At 66.1% G+C, this 22,574-nt stretch carries 22 protein-coding genes; 15 read left to right on the top strand and 7 right to left on the bottom strand.

Annotation, left to right across the window (positions count from 1 at the left end; genetic code table 11):
• The first annotated feature begins 121 nt into the window (after positions 1–121).
• The 5 genes from IB274_RS24350 (at position 122) to IB274_RS24330 (ending at position 5,737) form a co-directional block, all read left to right on the top strand.
• Positions 122–1,504 (top strand): aspartate aminotransferase family protein, encoded by a 1,383-nt coding sequence (locus IB274_RS24350; RefSeq protein ID WP_192435427.1) that lies wholly within the window; start codon positions 122–124, stop codon positions 1,502–1,504.
• 184 nt (positions 1,505–1,688) lie between these two features.
• Entirely contained in the window at positions 1,689–2,735 is a 1,047-nt protein-coding gene (locus tag IB274_RS24345) for an ABC transporter substrate-binding protein (RefSeq protein WP_192435426.1), read from the top strand.
• 66 nt (positions 2,736–2,801) lie between these two features.
• Positions 2,802–4,193, top strand: coding sequence for a purine-cytosine permease family protein (locus tag IB274_RS24340; protein WP_192435425.1), 1,392 nt, complete (start codon positions 2,802–2,804; stop codon positions 4,191–4,193).
• On the top strand, positions 4,190–5,302 hold the full coding sequence (locus tag IB274_RS24335) for a class II histone deacetylase (RefSeq protein ID WP_192435424.1): 1,113 nt from the start codon (positions 4,190–4,192) through the stop codon (positions 5,300–5,302). Before IB274_RS24340 ends, IB274_RS24335 begins: the two co-directional genes overlap by 4 nt.
• Before the next feature lie 42 nt (positions 5,303–5,344).
• Positions 5,345–5,737, top strand: a complete 393-nt coding sequence (locus IB274_RS24330) for a lysozyme inhibitor LprI family protein (RefSeq protein WP_192435423.1) — start codon at positions 5,345–5,347, stop codon at positions 5,735–5,737.
• 235 nt (positions 5,738–5,972) lie between these two features.
• On the opposite strand, the gene adhP is transcribed toward IB274_RS24330, so the two are convergent.
• Positions 5,973–7,007, bottom strand: a complete 1,035-nt coding sequence (gene adhP / locus IB274_RS24325; RefSeq protein WP_192435422.1) for an alcohol dehydrogenase AdhP — start codon at positions 7,005–7,007, stop codon at positions 5,973–5,975.
• A 318-nt stretch (positions 7,008–7,325) separates the two neighbouring features.
• Here adhP and purE point away from each other — a divergent pair, with 318 nt between their 5' ends.
• The 4 genes from purE (at position 7,326) to IB274_RS24305 (ending at position 9,988) form a co-directional block, all read left to right on the top strand.
• On the top strand, positions 7,326–7,817 hold the full coding sequence (gene purE / locus IB274_RS24320) for a 5-(carboxyamino)imidazole ribonucleotide mutase (RefSeq protein WP_024766741.1): 492 nt from the start codon (positions 7,326–7,328) through the stop codon (positions 7,815–7,817).
• An 8-nt stretch (positions 7,818–7,825) separates the two neighbouring features.
• Positions 7,826–8,911, top strand: a complete 1,086-nt coding sequence (locus IB274_RS24315) for a 5-(carboxyamino)imidazole ribonucleotide synthase (RefSeq protein WP_192435421.1) — start codon at positions 7,826–7,828, stop codon at positions 8,909–8,911.
• Positions 8,912–9,114: 203 nt separating this feature from the next.
• Positions 9,115–9,360, top strand: coding sequence for a GlsB/YeaQ/YmgE family stress response membrane protein (locus IB274_RS24310; RefSeq protein WP_081519143.1), 246 nt, complete (start codon positions 9,115–9,117; stop codon positions 9,358–9,360).
• Positions 9,361–9,445: 85 nt separating this feature from the next.
• Positions 9,446–9,988 carry a DUF3299 domain-containing protein gene (locus tag IB274_RS24305; protein WP_192435420.1) on the top strand — a complete coding sequence of 181 codons (543 nt, stop codon included), beginning with the start codon at positions 9,446–9,448 and terminating at the stop codon, positions 9,986–9,988.
• Positions 9,989–10,125: 137 nt separating this feature from the next.
• On the opposite strand, the gene IB274_RS24300 is transcribed toward IB274_RS24305, so the two are convergent.
• The 3 genes from IB274_RS24300 to IB274_RS24290 form a co-directional block, all read right to left on the bottom strand.
• On the bottom strand, positions 10,126–11,037 hold the full coding sequence (locus tag IB274_RS24300; RefSeq protein WP_192435419.1) for a D-hexose-6-phosphate mutarotase: 912 nt from the start codon (positions 11,035–11,037) through the stop codon (positions 10,126–10,128).
• Positions 11,038–11,118: 81 nt separating this feature from the next.
• Complete coding sequence (locus IB274_RS24295) at positions 11,119–11,799, bottom strand: GNAT family N-acetyltransferase (protein ID WP_192435418.1); 681 nt, start codon at positions 11,797–11,799, stop codon at positions 11,119–11,121.
• Positions 11,800–11,811: 12 nt separating this feature from the next.
• A complete protein-coding gene (locus IB274_RS24290; protein WP_192435417.1) occupies positions 11,812–12,261 on the bottom strand; it encodes a GNAT family N-acetyltransferase in 450 nt (149 codons plus the stop codon).
• A 116-nt stretch (positions 12,262–12,377) separates the two neighbouring features.
• On the opposite strand from IB274_RS24290, the gene IB274_RS24285 reads away from it, so the two are divergent.
• Positions 12,378–13,838 carry a PLP-dependent aminotransferase family protein gene (locus tag IB274_RS24285; protein WP_192435416.1) on the top strand — a complete coding sequence of 487 codons (1,461 nt, stop codon included), beginning with the start codon at positions 12,378–12,380 and terminating at the stop codon, positions 13,836–13,838.
• Between the two features lie 209 nt (positions 13,839–14,047).
• Complete coding sequence (locus IB274_RS24280; RefSeq protein ID WP_192435415.1) at positions 14,048–15,259, top strand: YeeE/YedE family protein; 1,212 nt, start codon at positions 14,048–14,050, stop codon at positions 15,257–15,259.
• Between the two features lies 1 nt (position 15,260).
• Here the strand turns inward: IB274_RS24280 and IB274_RS24275 are convergent, their stop codons facing one another.
• Together IB274_RS24275 and IB274_RS24270 are read right to left on the bottom strand one after the other, a co-directional pair.
• Complete coding sequence (locus IB274_RS24275) at positions 15,261–15,431, bottom strand: hypothetical protein (protein WP_192435414.1); 171 nt, start codon at positions 15,429–15,431, stop codon at positions 15,261–15,263.
• Positions 15,424–15,984, bottom strand: a complete 561-nt coding sequence (locus IB274_RS24270; protein WP_192435413.1) for an HdeD family acid-resistance protein — start codon at positions 15,982–15,984, stop codon at positions 15,424–15,426. The genes IB274_RS24275 and IB274_RS24270 overlap by 8 nt, the downstream gene beginning before the upstream one ends.
• Before the next feature lie 366 nt (positions 15,985–16,350).
• On the opposite strand from IB274_RS24270, the gene betI reads away from it, so the two are divergent.
• From betI to betA, 3 genes are all read left to right on the top strand, one after another.
• Positions 16,351–16,944, top strand: a complete 594-nt coding sequence (betI, locus tag IB274_RS24265; RefSeq protein ID WP_192435412.1) for a transcriptional regulator BetI — start codon at positions 16,351–16,353, stop codon at positions 16,942–16,944.
• Between the two features lie 46 nt (positions 16,945–16,990).
• Complete coding sequence (gene betB, locus IB274_RS24260; protein ID WP_192435411.1) at positions 16,991–18,463, top strand: betaine-aldehyde dehydrogenase; 1,473 nt, start codon at positions 16,991–16,993, stop codon at positions 18,461–18,463.
• A gap of 128 nt (positions 18,464–18,591) precedes the next feature.
• A complete protein-coding gene (betA, locus tag IB274_RS24255; RefSeq protein WP_192435410.1) occupies positions 18,592–20,274 on the top strand; it encodes a choline dehydrogenase in 1,683 nt (560 codons plus the stop codon).
• Positions 20,275–20,326: 52 nt separating this feature from the next.
• On the opposite strand, the gene IB274_RS24250 is transcribed toward betA, so the two are convergent.
• The gene (locus IB274_RS24250; RefSeq protein WP_017521585.1) at positions 20,327–20,731 is read right to left on the bottom strand and encodes an acyl-CoA thioesterase; all 405 of its coding nucleotides are present in this window, start codon (positions 20,729–20,731) and stop codon (positions 20,327–20,329) included.
• A 259-nt stretch (positions 20,732–20,990) separates the two neighbouring features.
• On the opposite strand from IB274_RS24250, the gene IB274_RS24245 reads away from it, so the two are divergent.
• Entirely contained in the window at positions 20,991–22,310 is a 1,320-nt protein-coding gene (locus IB274_RS24245) for an MFS transporter (RefSeq protein WP_192435409.1), read from the top strand.
• Positions 22,311–22,574 lie beyond the last annotated feature (264 nt).

Genomic DNA, 22,574 nt, shown 5'->3' with positions numbered 1-22,574 from the left:
TCCTAACCGAACCGTTCGAGACGGCCGGTGAGACTGCCTAGGTAAGTCCGTCGCCCTCGATCCCCTGAAGACCCCTCAGGCCGGCTGCCGGAGCACCGCCGAGGGATAGAGGAGAAAGTCGATGACCGACAAGACCCGCGCGCCACGTGATACCCGCGAATACCAGAAAGCGGACGCGGCCCACCACATCCATGCCTTCCTCGACCAGAAGGCGCTGAACGCCGAAGGCCCGCGCGTAATGGTGCGTGGCGAAGGCCTGCACCTCTGGGACAACGATGGCAACAAGTACATCGACGGCATGTCCGGCCTGTGGTGCACCAACCTGGGCTACGGCCGCAAGGACCTGACCGCCGCCGCCACCGCCCAGCTGGACGAGCTGCCGTACTACAACATGTTCTTCCACACCACTCACCCGGCGGTGATCGAACTCTCCGAGACCCTCTTCAGCCTGCTGCCCGACCACTACAGCCACGCGATCTACACCAACTCCGGCTCCGAGGCCAACGAGGTGCTGATCCGCACCGTGCGCCGCTTCTGGCAGATCGAAGGTAAGCCGCAGAAGAAGATCATGATCGGCCGCTGGAACGGCTACCACGGCTCCACCCTGGCAGCCACCGCGCTGGGCGGCATGAAGTTCATGCACGAGATGGGCGGCCTGATCCCGGACATCGCGCACATCGACGAGCCCTACTTCTTCGCCGCCGGCGGTGACCTGACCCCGGCCGAATTCGGCCGTCGCTGCGCCCTGCAGCTGGAAGAGAAGATCCTCGAGCTGGGCGCCGACAACGTCGCCGGCTTCATCGCCGAGCCCTTCCAGGGTGCTGGCGGCATGATCTTCCCGCCGGAAAGCTACTGGCCGGAAATCCAGCGCATCTGCCGTCAGTACGACGTGCTGCTGTGCGCCGACGAAGTGATCGGCGGCTTCGGCCGCACCGGCGAGTGGTTCGCCCACCAGCACTTCGGCTTCCAGCCCGACACCCTGTCCATCGCCAAGGGCCTGACCAGCGGCTACATCCCCATGGGCGGCCTGGTGCTGAGCAAGCGCATCGCCCAGGCGCTGGTGGAAGAGGGCGGCGTGTTCGCCCACGGTCTGACCTACTCCGGCCACCCGGTGGCGGCAGCGGTGGCGGTGGCCAACCTGCGCGCGCTGCGCGAAGAGGGCTGGGTGAATGCGGTGAAGAACGACACCGGCCCGTACCTGCAGCAGTGCCTGCGCGAAGTCTTCGGCAACCACCCGCTGGTGGGCGACATCCAGGGCACCGGCTTCGTCGCCGCGCTGCAGTTCGTCCAGGACAAGGCGACCCGCAAGCGCTTCGACAACGAGAACGACATCGCCTGGCGCTGCCGCACCATCGGCTTCGAGGAGGGCGTGATCATCCGTTCCACCCTCGGCCGCATGATCATGGCCCCGGCGCTGGTCGCCGGCCGTGCCGAGATCGACGAGCTGGTCGACAAGACCCGCCGCGCGGTCGACCGCACGGCCCAGGAAATCGGCGTGCTGTAAGGCGCCGGAGCCGACTGTAGGGCGCATAACGCGCCAGCGTTATCCGCCCTACGGCTCCACGAATACCTGATAACAACGCCGCGAGCGCAAAGACGCCCGCGCGATGGAACCCTTTTGCCCGGCTTCTGGCCGGGGGTACTGCCCAGCAACACAACAACGCCAATCCGGCTGTGGGAGTCGTTCCATGAAAGTGTCCTTGCTCACGCGCATCTCCATCACCTGTGCCCTTGCTGCCGCTGTCGGCAGCGTTAATGCACAGCCCCAAAGCATCACCGTCATCTCCTTCGGCGGCGCCACCAAGGCGGCCCAGGAGCAGGCCTACTTCAAGCCCTTCGAGGCCAGCGGCGCCGGCAAGATCGTCGCCGGCGAGTACAACGGCGAGATGGCCAAGGTGAAGGCCATGGTCGATGTCGGCAAGGTCACCTGGGACGTGGTCGAGGTGGAAAGCCCCGAGCTGCTGCGCGGCTGCGAGGAAGGCCTGTTCGAACGCATCGACCCGGCGGCCATCGGCGACGAGAAGAACTTCGTCCCCGGCACCCTCAGCGAGTGCGGCGTGGCCACCTATGTCTGGTCCATGGTCATGGCCTACAACGGCGCCAAGGTCGCCAAGGCCCCGCAATCCTGGGCCGACTTCTGGAACACCGCCGAGTACCCGGGCAAGCGCGGCCTGCGCAAGGGCGCCAAGTACACCCTGGAAATCGCCCTGCTGGCCGACGGCGTGAAACAGGAAGATCTCTACACGGTGCTCGGCACCAAGGAAGGCGTCGATCGCGCCTTCGCCAAGCTCGACCAGCTCAAGGGCAATATCCAGTGGTGGGAAGCCGGCGCGCAACCGCCGCAGTGGCTGGCCGCCGGTGACGTGGTGATGAGCGCCGCCTACAACGGCCGCATCGCTGCCGCGCAGAAGGAAGGCGTGAAGCTGGGCATCGTCTGGCCGGGCAGCCTGTACGACCCGGAATACTGGGCCGTGGTGAAGGGCACGCCGAACAAGGCGCTGGCCGAGAAGTTCATCGCCTTCGCCAGCCAGCCGCAGACCCAGAAAACCTTCTCCGAGAACATCCCCTACGGCCCGGTGCACAAGGGCACGCTGGACCTGCTGCCGGCGGACGTGCGCGACGCGCTGCCCACCGCGCCGGCCAACCTCGAAGGCGCCCGCTCGGTGGACGCGGCCTTCTGGGTCGACCACGGCGAAGAGCTGGAACAGCGCTTCAACGCCTGGGCCGCCCGCTGATCCTTTCCTGATCCAAGCCCGGCGCTCGCGCCGGGCCTGCCTTGCCAACGACGCGTGAGAAACACAATGACAACGACGCAAAACCAGGCGACGACGCTGGAGCTGAGCACCATCCAGCCCATCGCCGCGCACGAACGACACGGCCGCGCCCGCGACCTCTTCACCATCTGGTTCGGCAGCAACATCATGCTGCTGACCGTGGTCACCGGCGCCCTGGCGGTCACCGTGTTCAAGCTGCCATTCTTCGCCGCCGTGCTGGCGCTGGTGCTCGGCAACCTGGTGGGTGGCGTGTTCATGGCCCTGCACTCGGCCCAGGGCCCGCAGCTGGGCGTACCGCAGATGGTGCAGACCCGCGGCCAGTTCGGTTCTTTCGGTTCCCTGCTGGTGGTCGCCCTGGTGGTGATCATGTACCTGGGCTTCTTCGCCTCCAACCTGGTGCTCGGCGGCCAGGCGCTGCATGCTCGCTTCGAGGTGATCGGCACCAACACCGGCATCCTGCTGGTGGGCGCGATCAGTGTGATCGCCACGGTGTTCGGCTACCGCCTGATCCACGGCTACACCCGCGTGATGTCCTGGCTGTCCGGCGCGGTGCTGCTGGTCAGCTTCTTCTGGCTGGTGTTCGTCCACGGCCTGCCGGCGGACCTGCTTGAGCGTAACGAGAACAACATCCCCGGCTTCCTCGGCGCGCTGTCCATCGCCGCGCTTTGGCAATTAGCGTATGCGCCCTACGTCTCCGACTACTCGCGCTACATGCCGCAGGGCACCGGTTCGCGCACCGCGTTCTGGTCGAGCTACTGGGGCTGCTGCCTGGGCTCGATCCTGCCGATGCTGCTGGGCGTGCTGGTCGGCCTGTCGGTGGGCGAGGGCGACGTCATCGCCGGCCTGATCGAGATGACCGGCGGCTTCAGCGCCATCATGGTCGCGGTGTTCTCCATCGGCATCGCCGCCACCAACTCGATGAACCTGTACTGCGGCACCCTCTCGGCCATCACCGTCGGCCAGACGCTGATCCCGGCCTGGTCGGCCAAGGCCGGCTGGCGCGCGGTGATCGCCCTGGCGCTGTTCGGCGGTTCGCTGACCATCGCCCTGCTCGGCCAGGACAACTTCATGGCCAACTACACCAACTTCATCCTGCTGCTGCTCTACGTGCTGGTGCCCTGGAGCGCGATCAACCTGGTCGACTACTACCTGATCGCCCATGGCGAGTACGACGTGCTGTCGTTCTTCCGTCGTGACGGCGGCATCTACGGCACCTTCAACTGGACCGCGGTGAACTGTTACATCCTCGGCATCCTGGTGCAGGTTCCGTTCATGTCCACTGCGCTCTACACGGGCGCCGCCGCGCAGGCCATGAACGGTGCGGACATCTCCTGGGTGGTCGGCCTGGGCGTGGTCTCGCCGGTCTACTGGCTGTTCAGCCGCAAGCGCCAGCGTGCCCTGAAGGCGGCTCGCGCATGAGTCGTCGTACCGGGTTCTTCTTCGACGAGCGCTGCTTCTGGCACGCGACCGGGCTGCACGCGCTGATCCTTCCCGTCGGTGGCTGGTTGCAGCCGCCGGTGGGCGGCGGCCACGCCGAGTCACCGGAGAGCAAGCGCCGCCTGAAAAGCCTGATGGACGTCTCCGGGCTGAGCAGCCAGCTGCACCTGTCCAGCGCTCCGCTGGCCAGCGAGGAAGACCTGCTGCGGGTCCACCCGGCCAGCTACCTGGAGCGCTTCAAGGCCTACAGCGAAGTCGGCCACGGCGACATGGGCGAGGAGACCATGGTCAGCCATGGCACCTACGACATCGCCCGGCAGTCCGCCGGTCTGACCATCGCCGCGGTGGATGCGGTGCTGCGCGGCGAGCTGGACAACGCCTACGCGCTGTCCCGCCCGCCGGGTCACCACTGCCTGCCGGATCGCGGCATGGGCTTCTGCTACCTGGCGAACATCGCCGTGGCGGTAGAGACGGCCAAGGCGCGCCACGGGATCCAGCGCGTGGCGGTGCTCGACTGGGACGTGCACCACGGCAACGGCACCGAGGCGATCTTCTACGGCCGCGACGACGTGCTGACCCTGTCGATCCACCAGGCCGACTGCTACCCCACCGGCACCGGTGCGGTGGGTGACATCGGCGAGGGTGCGGGCAAGGGCTACAACCTCAACGTGCCGCTCTATCCGGGCAGCGGTGACGACGCCTACCGCGTGGCCATGGAAACCATCATCGTGCCTGCGTTGGAACGCTTCCAGCCGGAGCTGATCGTGGTCGCCAGCGGCTTCGATGCCAACGGCGTGGACCCGCTGGCGCGCATGCTCGCCCACAGCGAGACCTTCCGCTTCATGACCGCCGCCGTGTGCGATGCCGCCGAGCGTCTGTGCGATGGCCGCCTGGTGGTGGTCCACGAAGGCGGCTACGCGGAAGCCTACGTGCCGTTCTGCGGCCACGCGGTGATCGAGGAAATGGCCGGCGTGCGCACCGAAGTGGTCGATCCCTTCCTGCCGATGCTCGAAGGCCAGCAGCCCGACGCGGACTTCCGCGCCTTCCAGCGCCAGGCGCTGGAGCGGATGGCCGCCAGGCTGCTCGGCTGACACTGCTAGAGTGGGCGGATCGAACGTCAGGACGATTCGCCCATGAAAGCTCTGCTTCTTTCCTTGCCGCTGCTGGTCCTCAGCGCTGCGGCTCTCGCCGACGACTGCGCCCACGCCCAGACCCAGGCCGAGATAAACGCCTGCACCGGCGCCGCCTACAAGGCCAGCGACAAGCGCCTCAACGACCTCTACGGGCAGTACCGTCAACGCCTGGATGCCGGGCAGAAGAAGGCCCTGACCGCCGCGCAGAAGGCCTGGCTGAAGTACCGCGACCTTAGCTGCCAGTTCGAGACGGCGGGCGCCAAGGGCGGATCGGGCTACCCGATGGCCTACAGCAATTGCCTGAAGGCCATGACCGAGAATCGCATCAAGGAACTGCAGACGCTGTCCGACTGCCAGGAAGGCGACTTCAACTGTCCCGCGCCCAGGCCCTGAGTGCATTTGTTGGGTGGCGTGGAGCGAAGCGATACCCGTGCTGTCGGCGATGGGTGTAGGAGTAGCGCCCATGGGCCAGGCGCTCCCGGCCGTGTTGCAGGTAGGCTTTGGCGCAAGGACCTCGCTCAGAAAGGAAGGGGAGCAGGTGGTGCTGGCGACGCGCGTTTCACTCTGACCCTCTCCCGCTAGCGGAAGAGGGTCAGGTGAGGGGCTCTTGCTCTGTGCGGGAGGAGCTTTACATCTCGACCACGATCCGCCCTTCGATCTGCCCGGCACGCATGCGGTCGAGGATGCCGTTGATGTCATCCAGCTTGCCGGAGGCGACGGTGGCCTTCACCAGGCCTTCGCCGGCGAAATCCAGGGCTTCCTGCAGGTCGGCGCGGGTGCCGACGATGGAGCCGGTGATGTGCAGGCCCTTGAGCACCACGTCGAAGATCGGCGTGGGGAAATCGCCCGGCGGCAGGCCGACCAGCGACACGGTACCGCCGCGACGCGCCATGCCGATGCCTTGGCCGAAGGCGCTGTTGGATACCGCCGTGACCAGCACGCCGTGGGCGCCGCCGATATCGCGCTGCACCACCTCGACCGGGTCCTCCTTCTTCGCGTTGACGGTGAGGCTGGCACCCAGGCGCTTGGCCAGCTCCAGTTTGGCGTCATCCACGTCCACCGCCACCACATGCAGGCCCATGGCCTTGGCGTACTGCACAGCCACGTGGCCGAGGCCGCCGATACCGGAGATCGCCACCCACTGGCCGGGGCGCGCGCCGGTTTCCTTCAGGCCCTTGTAGACGGTGACGCCCGCGCAGAGGATCGGCGCGATTTCCAGGAAGCTGACGTCCTTGGGCAGGATGCCGACGTAGTTCGGGTCCGCCAGCACGTATTCGGCGTAGCCGCCGTTCACCGAATAGCCGGTGTTCTGCTGGCTCTCGCAGAGGGTTTCCCAGCCGGTCAGGCAGTGCTCGCAGCAGCCGCAGGCGGTGTACAGCCAGGGCACGCCGACGCGGTCGCCTTCCTTCACGCGGGTGACGCCGGCGCCGACCGCAGCGACGAAGCCGACGCCCTCATGGCCGGGAATGAACGGCAGGCTCGGCTTCACCGGCCAGTCGCCTTCGGCGGCGTGCAGGTCGGTGTGGCAGACGCCGGACGCTTCGATCTTCACCAGGATCTGCCCCGGGCCGGGCAGCGGGACTTTGACTTCCTCGATCCGCAGTGGCTCGCCAAAGGCGTGGACGACGGCGGCTTTCATGGTCGTGGGCAGGGTCGTGGACATTGCGCTCGCTCCTTGAAGGGTGAGGGACCTGCCCCATCCGGGCAGGTTCGTGTCAGACGAGTCTGAGCCTCTGAGCCTAGGTCATCTTGAGCTGCGGCAAGCTTTTCCGAATTCATTGCAGGGCGATTCAATCGGGTAATGACGAAATCGGGACCAACGGTCACGCACAGTGCACTCCGCCGCGCCCTTTGCGGTATACTGCGCCGCCTTCAAGCCGGCACTGCCCGCCGGTTTGGCCACGTACAAGCCACGCCCTCACGGAGTCGTGGCTTGTTGGTTTCTGACGCGCCCAAGAGCGCACTTGAGAGAGGCACGACGATGAGCGCACTGGTTGGCGTGATCATGGGTTCCAAATCCGACTGGAGCACCCTGAGCCACACCGCAGACATGCTGGACAAGCTCGGCATTCCGTATGAAGTGAAGGTGGTTTCCGCCCACCGTACTCCGGACCTGCTGTTCCAGTACGCCGAAGAGGCCGATGGCCGTGGCATCGAAGTGATCATCGCCGGCGCCGGCGGTGCCGCCCACCTGCCGGGCATGTGCGCCGCGAAGACCCATCTGCCGGTCCTCGGCGTGCCGGTCCAGTCCTCCATGCTCTCGGGCGTCGATTCGTTGCTGTCCATCGTGCAGATGCCCGCCGGCGTCCCGGTCGCCACCCTGGCCATCGGCAAGGCCGGCGCGACCAACGCAGCCCTGCTTTCCGCCAGCATCCTGGGTGCCAAGTACCCCAAATACCACGAGGCGCTGAAGCAGTTCCGCGCCACCCAGACCGAGACGGTGCTGGACAATCCCGATCCGCGCGAGGCCTGAGTACGACCATGAAGATCGGTGTCATCGGTGGCGGCCAGCTGGGCCGCATGCTGTCCCTGGCGGGTACACCGCTGGGCATGAACTTCGCCTTCCTCGACCCGGCGCCGGACGCCTGCGCGCAAGCCCTGGGCGAACACATCCGCGCCGACTACAGCGACCAGGATCACCTGCGCCAGCTGGCCGATGAAGTCGACGTGGTGACCTTCGAATTCGAGAGCGTGCCGGCCGAGACCGTGGCCTTCCTCTCGCAGTTCGTCCCGGTCTACCCGAACGCCGAGTCGCTGCGCATCGCCCGCGACCGCTGGTTCGAGAAGTCCATGTTCAAGGACCTGGGCATTCCGACCCCGGCGTTCGCCGACGTGCAGTCCCAGGCGGACCTCGACGCCGCGGTGGCCAGCATCGGCCTGCCGGCGGTGATGAAGACCCGCACCCTGGGCTACGACGGCAAGGGCCAGAAGGTCCTGCGCAAGGCCGAGGACGTCAGCGGCGCCTTTGCTGAATTGGGCAGCGTGCCGTGCATCCTCGAAGGCTTCGTGCCCTTCACCGGCGAAGTTTCGCTGGTGGCGGTACGCGCCCGCGACGGCGAGACGCGCTTCTACCCGCTCGTGCACAACACCCACGAGAACGGCATCCTGCGCCTTTCCGTGGCGAGCACCGACCACCCGCTGCAGGCGCTGGCCGAAGACTACGTCGGCCGCGTGCTGGACCAGCTGCAGTACGTTGGCGTGATGGCTTTCGAGTTCTTCGAAGTCGACGGCGGCCTGAAGGCCAACGAGATCGCCCCGCGCGTGCACAACTCTGGCCACTGGACCATCGAAGGTTCCGAGTGCAGCCAGTTCGAGAACCACGTGCGCGCCATCGCCGGCCTGCCACTGGGCTCGACCGCGAAAGTGGGCGAGAGCGCCATGCTCAACTTCATCGGCGAAGTACCGCCGGTGGCCGATGTGCTGAACATTGCCGACTGCCACCTGCACCACTACGGCAAGGCCTTCAAGGCCGGGCGCAAGGTCGGCCACGCCACCCTGCGCAGCGCCGACCTGCCGACCCTGAAGGCGCGCATCGCCGAGGTCGAGGCGCTGATCGCCAAGGCCTGACGGCCCGCCGACTAGGGTGACAGGAGAAAGCCGCGTCAATCGCTGACGCGGCTTTTTTCATGGGCGATCGGCAGACTGCTGTAAGGCTCGCGAAACACTCCGACTCGCTCTGGCACGCGGGGAAACACGGAACGCGATGCTTTCCTACACTGTCCCATGACACGCGCGAATACGCCGCGCATATCCCACAAGGAGGGACTGTCATGGGCTTCATCGGAACCATCGTCATCGGCCTGATCGTCGGACTCATCGCACGCTTCCTGAAGCCGGGCGACGACAGCATGGGCTGGATCATGACCATCCTGATCGGCATCGGCGGCTCGCTGCTGGCGACCTACGGTGGCCAGGCGCTCGGCATCTACGCGGCCGGCCAGGCGGCGGGCTTCATCGGTGCGGTAATCGGCGCCATCGTGCTGCTGGTCATTTACGGCCTGATCAAGAAGAATTGACGGTGATTTCCGCCCCTCTCCCGCCCAGGGGGAGGGCGCAGGAAGCCCTTACCGCCTGTGCCCGACCGGGCCCTTCGAGTCCACGATGCGCCGACCATTGCTCGCCTGCTGTCTGATAGTGCTGACGTCCCTGGCGTCTGCCGCCGAACTCCCCGAAACCGACTGGCTTTCCCTGATGCCGCCGAGCGATCGCAAGGCGCTGGAGGACATGCCGGAAATCACCCACAACGGCCCCGAGGCCAACGGTACCTTCACCAACAAGGGCGGGCTGAAGCAGTCCGACAAGAAGCTGCCGCAGGTGATGTATTCGACCAAGACCGTGGCCGCGCTGAATGGCAAAGCGTTGCGCCTGGGCGGCTACCCGGTGCCGCTGGAGAACGACGCGAAGGGCCGCGTCACCGAATTCTTCCTGGTGCCTTACCCGGGCGCCTGCATCCACGTGCCGCCGCCGCCGCCGAACCAGATCGTGCTGGTGCGCTATCCCAAGGGCATCCAGATCGACGATATCTACAACCCGATCTGGGTCAGCGGCACGCTGAAGGTGGAGAAGATCAGCAATGACCTGGCCGACGCAGCCTACGCCATCGACGACGCCAAGGTGCGGCCGGTGGAAGAGAGCGATCTGTAAGGCTTGTCGGCGTACCACCGTTCGCGGCTGCACACCGATTCTCGAGGAGAGAACGTAGGGCGAATAACCTGGAACAGGTTATTCGCCGGACCGTCTACGGCGGATAACGCTGGCGCGTTGGACGCCCTCCAAGGCCATCAGGCCTTCAGCGGCTCACCCCAGATTTCCACGCTCATGGTCTCGCTGCGCCCCGGCGCCACGCTCATGGCGTCGTCCATCACCCGCGCGGTCTCGATGCAGAGCATGCCGGTCCAGGCATCGTCGGGCATCTGCGACAGGCGCGCGGCCTTGTCGATCCAGGGGTTCCACACCACCGCCGAGCGCGAGCCGCCAGCCTTGATGTGGATGCCGCGCTCCCACAGCGGGTCCTGGATCACCAGGGTCTTCTCCACGTCCAGGTAGACGCGGTCGGTCTCGCCGGTGAAGCGGATCAGTCCGTGCTGCTGGCGCTCCTCCCAGTTCTCCATGGCGTCGAGGTAGCGGTTGCCCTGCAGGCCTTCGATGCTGACCTGGCGGCAATCGCTGACGGCGAAGTAGGTGTGCAGTGCCTGGGTCAGCGGCAGCGGCTTGTCGCCGAGGTTGTGGGTGGTCATTTCCAGCGTTAGGCGTTCGCCGAAGCGCATCACCAGTTCCAGGCGCGCCGAGTGCGCCCAGCCGGGCAGGCCCTGGCTGGCGTCGTAGCTGAAGTGCGCCGACAGCTGGCCCTGCTCGTCGGCGATGTCGTCCAACTGCCAGTCGAGAGCACGCACCAGGCCGTGGGCCGGCGGCTTGTCGCCCTGGTAGGCGGTGCGGATGTCCACCGGGTTGCGGTCCAGGTTGCCGAACCACGGCCAGCACACCGGCACGCCGCCGCGCACGGATTGGCCGTGGCGATACTCGGCGGTATCGCTCAGCCACACCAAAGGCGGCTGTTCGTGGGGCTGGTAGCTGAGCAGTTGCGCACCTTGCTGGGCGATCAGGGCTTCACCATAAGCGGTGTGGATGCGCCAGCAGGACAGTTGATCGATCTGTACCTGCTCGACGCGGGGAGTCTGGATGTCGCTGCTCATGGTGTTCTCCGGGACTGCGCTGCGAAAGTTTCAGTATCACCGATCCTTCGCGCCGCAGGCAGTTCCCGGAGAATGAAAAGATCAGCGCAGGCGCAGGTCTGCCAGCTGTGTCCGCTGCCGTCCTTCGCCGTCGAAATTGGATGCGACCAGCCAGGCCTCGAAGGCCTGCTGGCAGCGTGGCCATTCGCTGTCGATGATGGAGAACCACGCGGTGTCGCGGTTACGGTCCTTGACCACCGTGGCCTGGCGGAAGGTGCCCTCGAAGACGAAGCCCAGGCGCGCGGCGGCGCGCATGGAGCGGGCGTTAAGCGCGTTGCACTTCCACTCCAGGCGTCGGTAGCCCATCTCGAAGGCCCAGCGGGCCAGCAGGTAGACCGCCTCGGTGGAGGCCGGCGAGCGTTGCATCACACGGCCGTAGGCGATGTGGCCAATCTCGATGCTGCCGTCCTTCGGGAAAATCCGCAGGTAACTGAGCAGGCCGACGGCGCGCCCGCTGGTGCGGTCGATCACGGCGAAGAACAGTGGGTCGTTGCTCGCTGCGTTGCCCGCCAGCCAGGCATCGAAAGGCGCGCGCTCGGGGAAGGGGCCGTAGGGCAGGTAGTCCCACAGCACCGGATCGGAGTCCGGGCCTTGCAACGCTTGCCACAGGTCATCGCCATGCAGGGCGGCGTCCAGCGGCGCCAGGTTGATGGTGCGGCCGGTCAGGGTACGGCGTTCGGGGCTGGTGGAGGGGCGCCAGTTCAGCAGGGGTTGGTCGTTCATGGGCGCTCCGGCTCAGAGGATCTTACGGTACTGGACGAACCCGGAGCGGTCGGCAATCCGGTCATAGAGGAACATGGCGTCGGTGTTGCTCTCGTGGGTCAGCCAGTGCACCCGCGAGGCGCCATTGGCGCGGGCGTCGGCGTAGACGTGCTCGATCAGCTGCGCGCCGATGCCGCCGCCGCGCTGGCCTTCAGCGACATACAGGTCTTGCAGGTAGACGTAGTCGCCCTGGGTCCAGCAGGAACGATGGTAAATGAAGTGCACCATGCCGATGGCCACGCCATCGCGCCAGGCGAGGGCGGCGTGCATCGGTTCTGCCGCGTCCAGGAAACGCTGCCAGGTGACGGCCGTGGTGGCTTCGTCAATGGTGGTCTTGTAGAAGCGCTGGTAGCCCTGCCAGAGTGGCAGCCAGGCAGCGTGATCAGCGGCGCTGATCGGACGGATCTCGACGGCGGAGGACATGCTGACAACCTTGTGTGCGTTGGAATGCTTTCAGACTAGGTCGGAAATTGGTTCTGCTAAAGAGCCATTAATGGTGAAATAAAAGGAACCATTGCTGTCATCTGGAATCAGCCTCCATGAGCGTCCCGTTGTCCTTCAACCCGTCCGGCATCCGCCTCGATCCCGCCCGACCGCTGGGCGCGCAACTGTTGCAGGCGTTGCGCGAGCGCATCCTCGACGGTCGCCTGGCTGCCCGTTCGCGCCTGCCGGCCAGCCGCGACCTGGCCTCATCGTTGGGGGTTTCGCGCAATACCGTGGTGCGCGCCTACGAGCAGCTCTACGCCGAGGGTTACATCGAAGGCCGCACGGGCGATGGCACCTACGTGGCGGAGCGGGTTCAGCCCTCGGTCGATGCGGTTCGCAGCGAAGCCCGCAGCCCGGATGCGCCCTCGCTGGAACGCCTCGCGCGGCACCATCTGCCGCTGCCTCCGACCGGCGCGCCACGGGCGTTCCGGGTCGGCGTACCGGCCTTCGACCTCTTCCCCTTCGATACCTGGGCGCGGTTGCAGGCGCGCTTCTGGCGCGATCCGCCGCTGGATTGCCTGGGTTACGGCGACCCGGCCGGCGAGCATCGCCTGCGCGAACTGGTCGCCGCCTACCTGCGCACCACCCGTGGCCTGCATTGCGATGCCGGACAGATCATCGTCACCAGCGGCGCCCAACAGGGCATCGCACTTTGTGCCCAGGTGCTGCTCGCCGAAGGTGACGGCGCGGCCATCGAGAACCCCGGCTACCGCGCTGCGGGTCATGCATTCGCCACGGCGGGGGCGCGCCTGAACGGCGTGCCGGTGGATGCCGATGGCCTGTGCACAGCGCAGCTGGAACAACTGCCGGACTGCCGGGTGGTCTACGTCACGCCGTCGCATCAGTACCCCACCGGCGTGACCCTTTCCCTGGCGCGGCGCCTGGAACTGCTGGAGTGGGCCGAGCGCAGCGGCGGCTGGATAGTCGAGGACGACTACGACGGCGAGTACCGCTACAGTGGCACGCCGCTGATGCCGCTGGCCGCGCTGGATCGCCATGATCGCGTGCTCTATGTCGGCACCTTCTGCAAGATCGCCTTTCCGGCGCTGCGCCTGGGCTACCTGGTCGTCCCCCCGGCGCTGGCGCAATCCTTCGCCCGTCGCCGTGCGCTGGATGTGCGGCATTCCGAGGTCGGTACCCAGCGGGTGATGGCGGACTTCATCGCCGAAGGGCATTTCCAGCGTCATGTCCGGCGCATGCGCCGCGCTGCTCGCAGTCGCCGCGATGCGCTGCTGCGCGGCTGGCCGGAGGTGGCTGGCTGCGCGCCGATGCCGGCGGTGGAAGCAGGCTTGCACCTGTGCGTGCGGGTCGACAGCCGCGAGCGTGAGCTGGAACTGGTGCAGCGTGCGGCGGCGGTTGGTGTCGAGGTGAATGCCCTGAGCGATTACTGGCTGCCGGAGTCCATCGAGCCGGCGGACCAGCGTGCCGGGCTGGTGCTGGGCTTTGCCGCGGTGCCGGAGGCGCGGATTGCCGAGGCGTTGAAGGCTTTGCGCAAGGCCTGGGCTCGAACGTAGGGCGAATAACCGGTTACGGTTATCCGCCGTCCGAGCTCCGGCGCAGTCGGGCGGCGGATAACGCTTGGGGCGTTATTCGCCCTACGCTCAACTCGGGCTTTCCCCGAGGCTTGTAACTCCCGGCTATTTCCTTAGCTGCCTTACGAAGTTGGCGGCAGGCACCAGGCTCCCTAGAATATCGCCCCTCTCGAAAATACCCCGGAGCCGCCATGAGCCTAGCCCTGTCCACCGTCCCCGAGCGCAAGTCCACGGCGCCCTGGGTCGCCTTCCTCCTGCTGCTGGCGGGTGCGCTTTTCCTCGCCCAGGTAGTGAGCGGCCGGCAGGCGTTGCTGTTCCTGGTCGGCGGCGCGCTGGGGCTGACGCTCTACCACGCGGCCTTCGGTTTCACTTCCGCCTGGCGAGTGTTCATCCGTGAGCGCCGTGGTGCCGGCCTGCGTGCGCAGATGGTGATGCTGGCGCTGGCGGTGCTGCTGTTCTTCCCGGCACTGGCCGCCGGCACGCTGTTCGGCGAACCGGTGAAGGGGCTGGTGTCGCCGGCCGGCACGTCGGTCATCGTCGGCGCCTTCATCTTCGGTATCGGCATGCAACTGGGCGGCGGCTGCGCCTCCGGCACGCTGTTCACCGTGGGCGGCGGCAATGCGCGGATGCTGGTGACGCTGCTGTTCTTCATCATCGGCTCGGTGGTCGCGACCCACCACATCGGCTGGTGGTTCGCCCTGCCGTCGCTGCCGCCGACTTCCATCGTGCAGAGTCTCGGCCTGTTCCCGGCGCTGGCACTGAGCCTGGCGCTGTTCGCTGCCATCGCCGCCGTCAGCGTGGTGCTGGAGCGCCGCCGCCATGGTGTGCTGGAGCTGATTGCCAGCAATGGCGAGAAAGGCATCGGCCGGTTCTTCCGTGGCCCCTGGCCGCTGGTTTGGGGCGCAGTGGCGCTGGCGCTGCTGAACTTCGCCACCCTGGTGCTGGCCGGGCGCCCGTGGGGCGTCACTTCGGCCTTTGCCCTGTGGGGCGCGAAGGCATTTGAAAGCCTCGGCATCGCCGTCGACCAGTGGGCCTTCTGGCAAGTCGAAGCCAACGCCAAGGCGCTGGCCGCTCCGGTGTGGCAGGACGTCACCAGCGTCATGGACTTCGGCATCATGATCGGCGCGCTGCTGGCCGCCGGCCTCGCCGGTCGCTTTGCGCCGAGCTTGAAGATTCCCGCACGCTCGCTCATCGCGGCGGTGATCGGTGGTCTGCTGCTGGGCTACGGCGCGCGCCTGGCCTATGGCTGCAACATCGGCGCGTACTTCAGCGGCATCGCTTCCGGCAGCCTGCACGGCTGGCTGTGGCTGGTGGCGGCGTTCTTCGGTAACGCGGTGGGCGTGCGTCTGCGCCCGGTCTTCTTCCCCGCCGAGCGTGTGCAAGAGCGCCTGACCGGCTGTTGAGTCATTCCGGGCGTGGCGTCTCGCGCTCCGCCCAGTAGGTCTGCCGGTGGCCGCGGGCCTGGTAGTCCCGCGCCAGGGCCTCGGCCTCGGCGCGGGCCAGCTGGCGGTGCATGACGAAGCGGTTGCCGTTGTCGTCCAGGCGCAGCAGGCACCAGTCCCGCTGCTCAGGCATTGAAAGTCGAGGTCTTGCGCAGGCGCAGCGCGAGCATTATCAGCAGGGCGCCGAAGAATACCGAGTAGGCACCGATCACCCAGGCCACGGCGATCGCCCCGGCCCCCGGATTGGCGATCATCATCACGCCGAACAGAACCGACACCGCGCCGGAAAGCCCCAGCCACCATTCGTTCTGCAGTGCCTTGCGCAGGCGGATCGCGGCGATGATCTGCAGCACGCCCATTACCAGCGCCCAGCCGGCGATCAGCATCAGCAGGCCCAGCGCGGTCAGTTGCGGCCAGAGGAAGGCGACCAGCCCGGCAGCGATCCCCAGCAATCCCACCAGCACCAGCGGCCACAAGGGCCGGCCGGATTCGCGCATCTGCGCGGCCGCAATCAGGGTGAACAGGCCGTCGACGAAGGCGTAGGCACCGAAGAACAGCACCATCACGGTCAGTACGATGCCCGGCCAGACCATGGCCAGGATGCCGAACAGCAGGGCGGCGACGCCGCGCAGGGCGATCCATTTCCAGTGGCGGCCCAGGGCTTGCCAGAGCGGGTGTTGCGACATGGCGGCGATCCTCGCGAGGGGTATGGCTGAAACCATAGTCGCTGGTGCGCGGGGCGGGCCCTGACGTGGGGCAAAAGAAAGCCCGGCACGGGCCGGGCTGTAAAAAGCCCGTCGCAACGGGCAGGTGCCGTCAGGCGACGTCACCGGGGAGAGCGGCTGCGACACATCCGGCGCGGATTCTGCGATCCTTGCGGGTTGGAATGTGGCGTAGCGATGAACGGCACGGGCCCCGCCATGCGGGCGCCTCGGAGGTGTTGATGCAACGCAGCATATTCTTAGTTGATTGAGCGTTCAATAAAAAACGAATAGACTGGCCCACATTATCGCCGGACGGCACAGGTACGCCCGGCGAAGAGGAGATTCGAAATGCCCAAGGTCGGTATGCAGCCGATTCGCCGCTCCCAGCTGATCCACGCGACCCTCGAGGCGGTGGACCAGGTGGGCATGAGCGACGCCAGCATCGCCCTGATCGCCCGCCTCGCGGGGGTCTCCAACGGCATCATCAGCCACTACTTCCAGGACAAGAACGGGCTGCTGGAAGCGACGATGCGACATTTGATGTCGGCATTGAGCAAGGCCGTCGCCGAGCGTCGCGCTACCTTGCGCAACGACGAACCGCGCTCGCACCTGCGGGCCATCATCGCCGGCAACTTCGACAGTTCGCAGGTCAACGGCCCGGCCATGAAGACCTGGCTCGCGTTCTGGGCGACCAGCATGCACCAGCCGGCGCTGCGCCGACTGCAGCGGATCAACGACCACCGGTTGTATTCGAACCTGTGCAGCCAGTTCCGCCGCGAACTGCCGCTGGCCCAGGCCCGCAGCGCCGCTCGCGGGCTGGCCGCGCTGATCGACGGCCTGTGGCTGCGGGGCGCGCTCTCGGGCGATGCCTTCGAAACCGAGCAGGCGTTGGCGATTGCCAACGACTACCTCGACCAACAACTGGCCAAGCGCCCCGGATAGCGGGCGCAGCCTTGCGCTGACACCGACAAGAGAGGACCACCGCACCATGGCTCGATTCGAAGTACAGAAGCTCTACATTGGCGGTCGCTACGTGGAAGCCACCAGCGGCGCCACCTTCGAGACCATCAATCCGGCCAACGGTGAAGTCCTCGCCCAGGTACAACGCGCCTCGAAGGACGACGTCGAACGCGCCGTGCAGGCGGCGGTGCAAGGGCAGAAAGTCTGGGCGGCAATGACCGCCATGCAACGCTCGCGCATCCTGCGCCGCGCCGTGGACATCCTCCGCGAGCGCAACGACGAACTCGCAGAGCTGGAAACCCTCGACACCGGCAAGCCGCTGGCCGAGACCCGCTTCGTCGACATCGTCACCGGCGCCGACGTGCTCGAGTACTACGCCGGCCTGGTACCCGCCATCGAGGGCGAACAGATCCCGCTGCGCGACACCAGCTTCGTCTATACCCGCCGCGAGCCGCTGGGCGTGGTGGCCGGCATCGGCGCCTGGAACTACCCGATCCAGATCGCCCTGTGGAAATCCGCCCCAGCCCTGGCCGCCGGCAACGCGATGATCTTCAAGCCCAGCGAAGTCACCCCGCTGACCGCGCTGAAGCTCGCCGAGGTCTATACCGCGGCCGGCCTGCCCGATGGCGTGTTCAACGTGCTCACCGGCAGTGGCCGCGAAGTCGGCCAGTGGCTGACCGAGCACCCACTGATCGAGAAGATCTCCTTTACCGGCGGCACCGCCACCGGCAAGAAGGTCATGGCCAGTGCCTCCAGCTCCTCGCTCAAGGAAGTCACCATGGAGCTGGGCGGCAAGTCGCCGCTGATCATTTTCGAGGACGCCAACCTCGACCGCGCCGCCGACATCGCCGTCATGGCCAACTTCTTCAGCTCAGGCCAGGTCTGCACCAACGGCACCCGCGTGTTCATCCCCCGCAACCTGCAGGCCCGATTCGAGGCCAAGGTACTGGAGCGTGTGAAGCGCATCCGCCTGGGCAACCCGCAGGACGAGAACACCAACTTCGGCCCGCTGGTGAGCTTCCCGCACATGGAGAGCGTTCTCTCCTATATAGAGTCCGGCAAGGAACAGAAGGCCCGCCTGCTGTGCGGTGGCGAGCGCGTCACCCACGGCGAGTTCGGCAAGGGCGCATACGTCGCGCCGACCGTGTTCACCGACTGCACGGACGACATGACCATCGTCCGCGAGGAAATCTTCGGGCCGGTCATGAGCATCCTCGTCTACGACACCGAAGACGAAGCCATCCGCCGCGCCAACGACACCGAGTACGGCCTCGCCGCCGGCGTCGTGACCCAGGACCTGGCCCGCGCGCACCGGGCGATCCACCGCCTGGAAGCGGGCATCTGCTGGATCAACACCTGGGGCGAGTCGCCGGCCGAGATGCCGGTTGGCGGATACAAGCAATCGGGTGTCGGTCGTGAGAACGGCCTGACCACCCTGGCTCACTACACTCGCATCAAATCCGTACAGGTAGAGCTGGGCGACTACACCTCGGTGTTCTGATCGCCGCGATCGAGCCATGAAAGGCCGGTCGCAGGCATGACTCCCTGACCACCGGCCATCCCGAACACGCAGACACCGGCGCGCACGCGTCGCGGGCGGTGTCGTGCCTGAAAAAGAGGAAGGCCTGCATGTCCCAGGAATACGACTACATCATCATCGGCGCCGGTTCTGCCGGTAACGTACTGGCTACCCGCCTGACCGAGGACGCCGACGTCAGCGTGCTGCTGCTCGAAGCCGGCGGCCCGGATTACCGCGCCGACTTCCGCACGCAGATGCCGGCGGCGCTGGCCTATCCGCTGCAGGGCCGCCGCTACAACTGGGCGTACCTGACCGACCCCGAACCGTACATGAACAACCGCCGCATGGAGTGCGGACGCGGCAAGGGCCTGGGCGGCTCCTCGCTGATCAACGGCATGTGCTACATCCGCGGCAACGCCATGGACTTCGATGGCTGGGCGCAGGAGAAGGGCCTGGAAGACTGGACCTACCTGGACTGCCTGCCGTACTTCCGCAAGGCTGAGACCCGCGACATCGGCCCCAACGACTACCACGGCGGCAGCGGCCCGGTGAGCGTCACCACGCCCAAGGCTGGCAACAACCCGCTGTTCCACGCCATGGTCGAGGCCGGCGTGCAGGCCGGTTACCCGCGTACCGAAGACCTCAATGGCTACCAGCAGGAAGGCTTTGGCCCGATGGACCGCACCGTCACCCCGCAAGGACGACGCGCTAGTACTGCCCGTGGCTACCTGGACCAGGCCCGCGAGCGGCCCAACCTGACCATCGTCACCCATGCGCTGACCGACCGCATCCTGTTCAGCGGCAAGCGCGCCATCGGCGCGACCTATCTGCATGGCGATGACAACGCGCTGAAGGAAGTCCGCGCACGCCGCGAAGTGCTGGTGTGCTCGGGTGCCATCGCTTCTCCGCAACTGCTGCAGCGCTCCGGCGTCGGCCCTTCCGCGCTACTGCGCGACCTGGGCATCGAGGTAGTGCATGACCTGCCCGGTGTCGGCCAGAACCTCCAGGATCACCTGGAGATGTACCTGCAGTACGCCTGCAAGCAGCCGGTGTCGCTGTACCCGGCGCTGCAATGGTGGAACCAGCCGCAGATCGGCGCGGAGTGGATGTTCCTCGGTACCGGCCTGGGCGCGAGCAACCAGTTCGAGGCCGGCGGCTTCATCCGCAGCCGTCCGGAATTCGAGTGGCCGAATATCCAGTACCACTTCCTGCCCGTCGCCATTAACTACAACGGCAGCAACGCGGTGAGCGAGCACGGCTTCCAGGCTCATGTCGGCTCCATGCGCTCTCCCAGTCGCGGGCGGATCAACCTGACCTCCCGTGATCCGCGCAAGCATCCGAGCATCCTGTTCAATTACATGTCCTGCGAGCAGGACTGGCAGGAGTTCCGCGACGCTATCCGGATCACCCGCGAGATCATGAATCAGCCGGCGCTCGACCCCTATCGCGGCCGCGAGATCAGCCCGGGCTTGGACAAGCAGAGCGACGCCGACCTCGACGCCTTCGTCCGTGAACACGCGGAAACGGCTTTCCACCCGTCCTGCTCCTGCAAGATGGGCAATGACGACATGGCGGTGGTCGATGGCGAAGGCCGTGTGCACGGTATGGAAGGATTGCGCGTGATCGATGCGTCGATCATGCCGCTGATCATCACCGGCAACCTCAACGCCACCACCATCATGATGGCCGAGAAGCTCGCCGATAAGGTCCGCGGCCGCCCGTCACTGCCGCGCAGTACCGCCGACTACTTCAAGGCCGATGGTGCGCCGGTGCGCGGAAAACCGCAGCGCTGATTCCGAAGGTAAGAAACGAAAACGCCGGCGAGAGTGCCGGCGCTTTCAGTTTTCAGCCACGACGCGGAGGAACCGGTCGGGTACGCCCGCTACCGTCGATGGCGACGAAGACGAAAACCGCCTCGGTGACCTTGCGCCATTCGCTGGACAGCGGGTCATCGCTCCATACCTCGACCAGCATGCGGATCGAGCTGCGGCCCACTTCCAGGGTCTGGGTATAGAAGGAGAGCTGCGCGCCGACTGCGACCGGGACCAGGAAGGCCATGCGGTCGATTGCTACCGTGGCCACGCGGCCTCCGGCGATGCGGCTGGACATGGCGGTTCCGGCGAGATCCATCTGCGCCACCAGCCAGCCACCGAAGATGTCGCCAAAGCCGTTGGTCTCGCGCGGCAGGGCGGTGATCTGCAAGGCCAGGTCGCCTTGCGGGATAGGATCTTCTTGTTCGAGCTCGATCATAGGTAAGGGCCTCTTGCCCCCGGCGTACTCATGGTGAGGTTATGGAAAAACTCTCCCAAGACACCTGCCGGCGCAAGGCCTTGGGACAGCTTTTGATCGGCCTGCTCGCATTATATAGAGGGAGGGCCGGCGCGACGACCGCAGGATAGGGTGAAATTCCTGCGGGCGCGGCCGCTGTGTCGCCTCCGCGCAATTTGCTATGGTGCGGCACCTGCGGCTGCCGGCCGCAGCCTCCTTGCCAGCAGAGATAACAAGCACCATGCCTTCTGTGAACGCTCCTGCCGCGCCTGCGTCACGTCCGTTGACCCGCAGCGACTACAAGACTCTTTCGCTGTCCGCTTTGGGCGGCGCCCTCGAGTTCTACGACTTCATCATCTTCGTGTTCTTCGCCACCGTGGTCGGCAAGCTGTTCTTCCCCGCCGACATGCCCGACTGGCTGCGCCAGCTGCAGACTTTCGGCCTGTTCGCCGCCGGCTACCTGGCCCGTCCGCTGGGCGGGGTGGTGATGGCCCACTTCGGCGACCTGCTGGGCCGCAAGAAGATGTTCACCCTGAGCATCTTCCTGATGGCCGTTCCCACCCTGATCATGGGCCTGCTGCCCACCTACGCACAGATTGGTATCTGGGCGCCGCTGGCGCTTCTACTGCTGCGTGTCATCCAGGGCGCCGCCATCGGTGGTGAGGTGCCGGGTGCCTGGGTGTTCGTAGCGGAGCACGTCCCGCACCGTCATGTGGGCTATGCCTGCGGCACGCTCACGTCGGGTCTGACCGCGGGCATCCTCATCGGTTCGCTGGTCGCGACCCTGATCAACAGCGTCTACAGCGCCGAAGAAGTGCAGGGTTACGCCTGGCGTATCCCGTTCCTGCTGGGCGGCATCTTCGGCCTGTTCTCCGTCTACCTGCGCCGCTGGCTGCACGAGACGCCGGTATTCGCCGAACTGCAGCTGCGCAAGCAACTGGCCGATGAGGTGCCGCTGGGTGTGGTGGTGCGTGAACATCGCCCGGCCATCGTGCTGTCCATGCTGCTGACCTGGGTACTGTCCGCCGGCATCGTCGTGGTGATCCTGATGACCCCGTCGGTGCTGCAGACTGTCTATGGCTTCGACGCGGCTACGTCGCTCAAGGCCAACAGCGTGGCCATTGTCTGCCTGAGCGTCGGCTGCATCCTGTCCGGGCGTCTCGCCGACCGTTTCGGCGCGGGCCGCACCTTTATATATGGAAGCATCCTGCTGGGCGTCGTCTCCTGGACCTTCTACACCAGCCTCAAGGCGCATCCGGATTGGCTGTTCCCGCTGTATGCGGTCACCGGCCTGTGCGTCGGCGTCATCGGCGCGGTGCCTTATGTGATGGTCAACGCCTTCCCGGCAGTTGTGCGCTTCACCGGCCTGTCCTTCTCCTACAACCTGGCTTACGCCATCTTCGGTGGCCTGACGCCCATGGTCGTTGCCCTTCTGATGAAGGAGGATCCGCTGGGCCCTGCCTACTATGTAGTAGCCCTGTGCGTGGTGGGCCTGCTGGTGGGGGCCTACCTGTTGCGCCAGGAACGGCGGCTGGCAGGCCAGGAAGTGGCTATAAACTGATCAGGCGGACAGTTTTTTGCAGAAAGATTAAATTAGTCGTTGACGGCCGATTTAAACTCCCTATAATGCGCACCACTCCCAGCGACGAAGCGCTGAAAGAACTTGAAAATCAAGTACTTACAGGTGTTCTGAGGTGAGAGTGGTGGTCAGGCGGGTGATTCACTTGCCGCTCTTCATTCGCTGCTTCGGTAGCGGGCTGAAAAGAAGATCGCCGAGGTGGTTGACAGCGAGTTTGATCGCTGTAGAATGCGCCTCCCGCTGATG

This window comes from Pseudomonas sp. PDM18, from assembly GCF_014852585.1.
Taxonomy (GTDB): domain Bacteria; phylum Pseudomonadota; class Gammaproteobacteria; order Pseudomonadales; family Pseudomonadaceae; genus Pseudomonas.
This window is presented reverse-complemented; position numbering and strand designations above follow the sequence as displayed.

Bases quoted from the DNA above. Each gene is read 5' to 3' on its own strand.
- IB274_RS24275 (WP_192435414.1), bottom strand. From the start codon at position 15,431: ATGCCTGAGCAGCGGGACTGGTGCCTGCTGCGCCTGGACGACAACGGC.
- IB274_RS24350 (WP_192435427.1), top strand. From the start codon at position 122: ATGACCGACAAGACCCGCGCGCCACGTGATACCCGCGAATACCAGAAA.
- IB274_RS24300 (WP_192435419.1), bottom strand. From the start codon at position 11,037: ATGAGCAGCGACATCCAGACTCCCCGCGTCGAGCAGGTACAGATCGAT.
- IB274_RS24280 (WP_192435415.1), top strand. From the start codon at position 14,048: ATGAGCCTAGCCCTGTCCACCGTCCCCGAGCGCAAGTCCACGGCGCCC.
- adhP (WP_192435422.1), bottom strand. From the start codon at position 7,007: ATGTCCACGACCCTGCCCACGACCATGAAAGCCGCCGTCGTCCACGCC.
- betB (WP_192435411.1), top strand. From the start codon at position 16,991: ATGGCTCGATTCGAAGTACAGAAGCTCTACATTGGCGGTCGCTACGTG.
- IB274_RS24330 (WP_192435423.1), top strand. From the start codon at position 5,345: ATGAAAGCTCTGCTTCTTTCCTTGCCGCTGCTGGTCCTCAGCGCTGCG.
- IB274_RS24245 (WP_192435409.1), top strand. From the start codon at position 20,991: ATGCCTTCTGTGAACGCTCCTGCCGCGCCTGCGTCACGTCCGTTGACC.
- IB274_RS24345 (WP_192435426.1), top strand. From the start codon at position 1,689: ATGAAAGTGTCCTTGCTCACGCGCATCTCCATCACCTGTGCCCTTGCT.
- IB274_RS24285 (WP_192435416.1), top strand. From the start codon at position 12,378: ATGAGCGTCCCGTTGTCCTTCAACCCGTCCGGCATCCGCCTCGATCCC.
- purE (WP_024766741.1), top strand. From the start codon at position 7,326: ATGAGCGCACTGGTTGGCGTGATCATGGGTTCCAAATCCGACTGGAGC.
- IB274_RS24335 (WP_192435424.1), top strand. From the start codon at position 4,190: ATGAGTCGTCGTACCGGGTTCTTCTTCGACGAGCGCTGCTTCTGGCAC.
- IB274_RS24290 (WP_192435417.1), bottom strand. From the start codon at position 12,261: ATGTCCTCCGCCGTCGAGATCCGTCCGATCAGCGCCGCTGATCACGCT.
- IB274_RS24250 (WP_017521585.1), bottom strand. From the start codon at position 20,731: ATGATCGAGCTCGAACAAGAAGATCCTATCCCGCAAGGCGACCTGGCC.
- betI (WP_192435412.1), top strand. From the start codon at position 16,351: ATGCCCAAGGTCGGTATGCAGCCGATTCGCCGCTCCCAGCTGATCCAC.
- IB274_RS24315 (WP_192435421.1), top strand. From the start codon at position 7,826: ATGAAGATCGGTGTCATCGGTGGCGGCCAGCTGGGCCGCATGCTGTCC.
- IB274_RS24310 (WP_081519143.1), top strand. From the start codon at position 9,115: ATGGGCTTCATCGGAACCATCGTCATCGGCCTGATCGTCGGACTCATC.
- betA (WP_192435410.1), top strand. From the start codon at position 18,592: ATGTCCCAGGAATACGACTACATCATCATCGGCGCCGGTTCTGCCGGT.
- IB274_RS24305 (WP_192435420.1), top strand. From the start codon at position 9,446: ATGCGCCGACCATTGCTCGCCTGCTGTCTGATAGTGCTGACGTCCCTG.
- IB274_RS24270 (WP_192435413.1), bottom strand. From the start codon at position 15,984: ATGTCGCAACACCCGCTCTGGCAAGCCCTGGGCCGCCACTGGAAATGG.
- IB274_RS24340 (WP_192435425.1), top strand. From the start codon at position 2,802: ATGACAACGACGCAAAACCAGGCGACGACGCTGGAGCTGAGCACCATC.
- IB274_RS24295 (WP_192435418.1), bottom strand. From the start codon at position 11,799: ATGAACGACCAACCCCTGCTGAACTGGCGCCCCTCCACCAGCCCCGAA.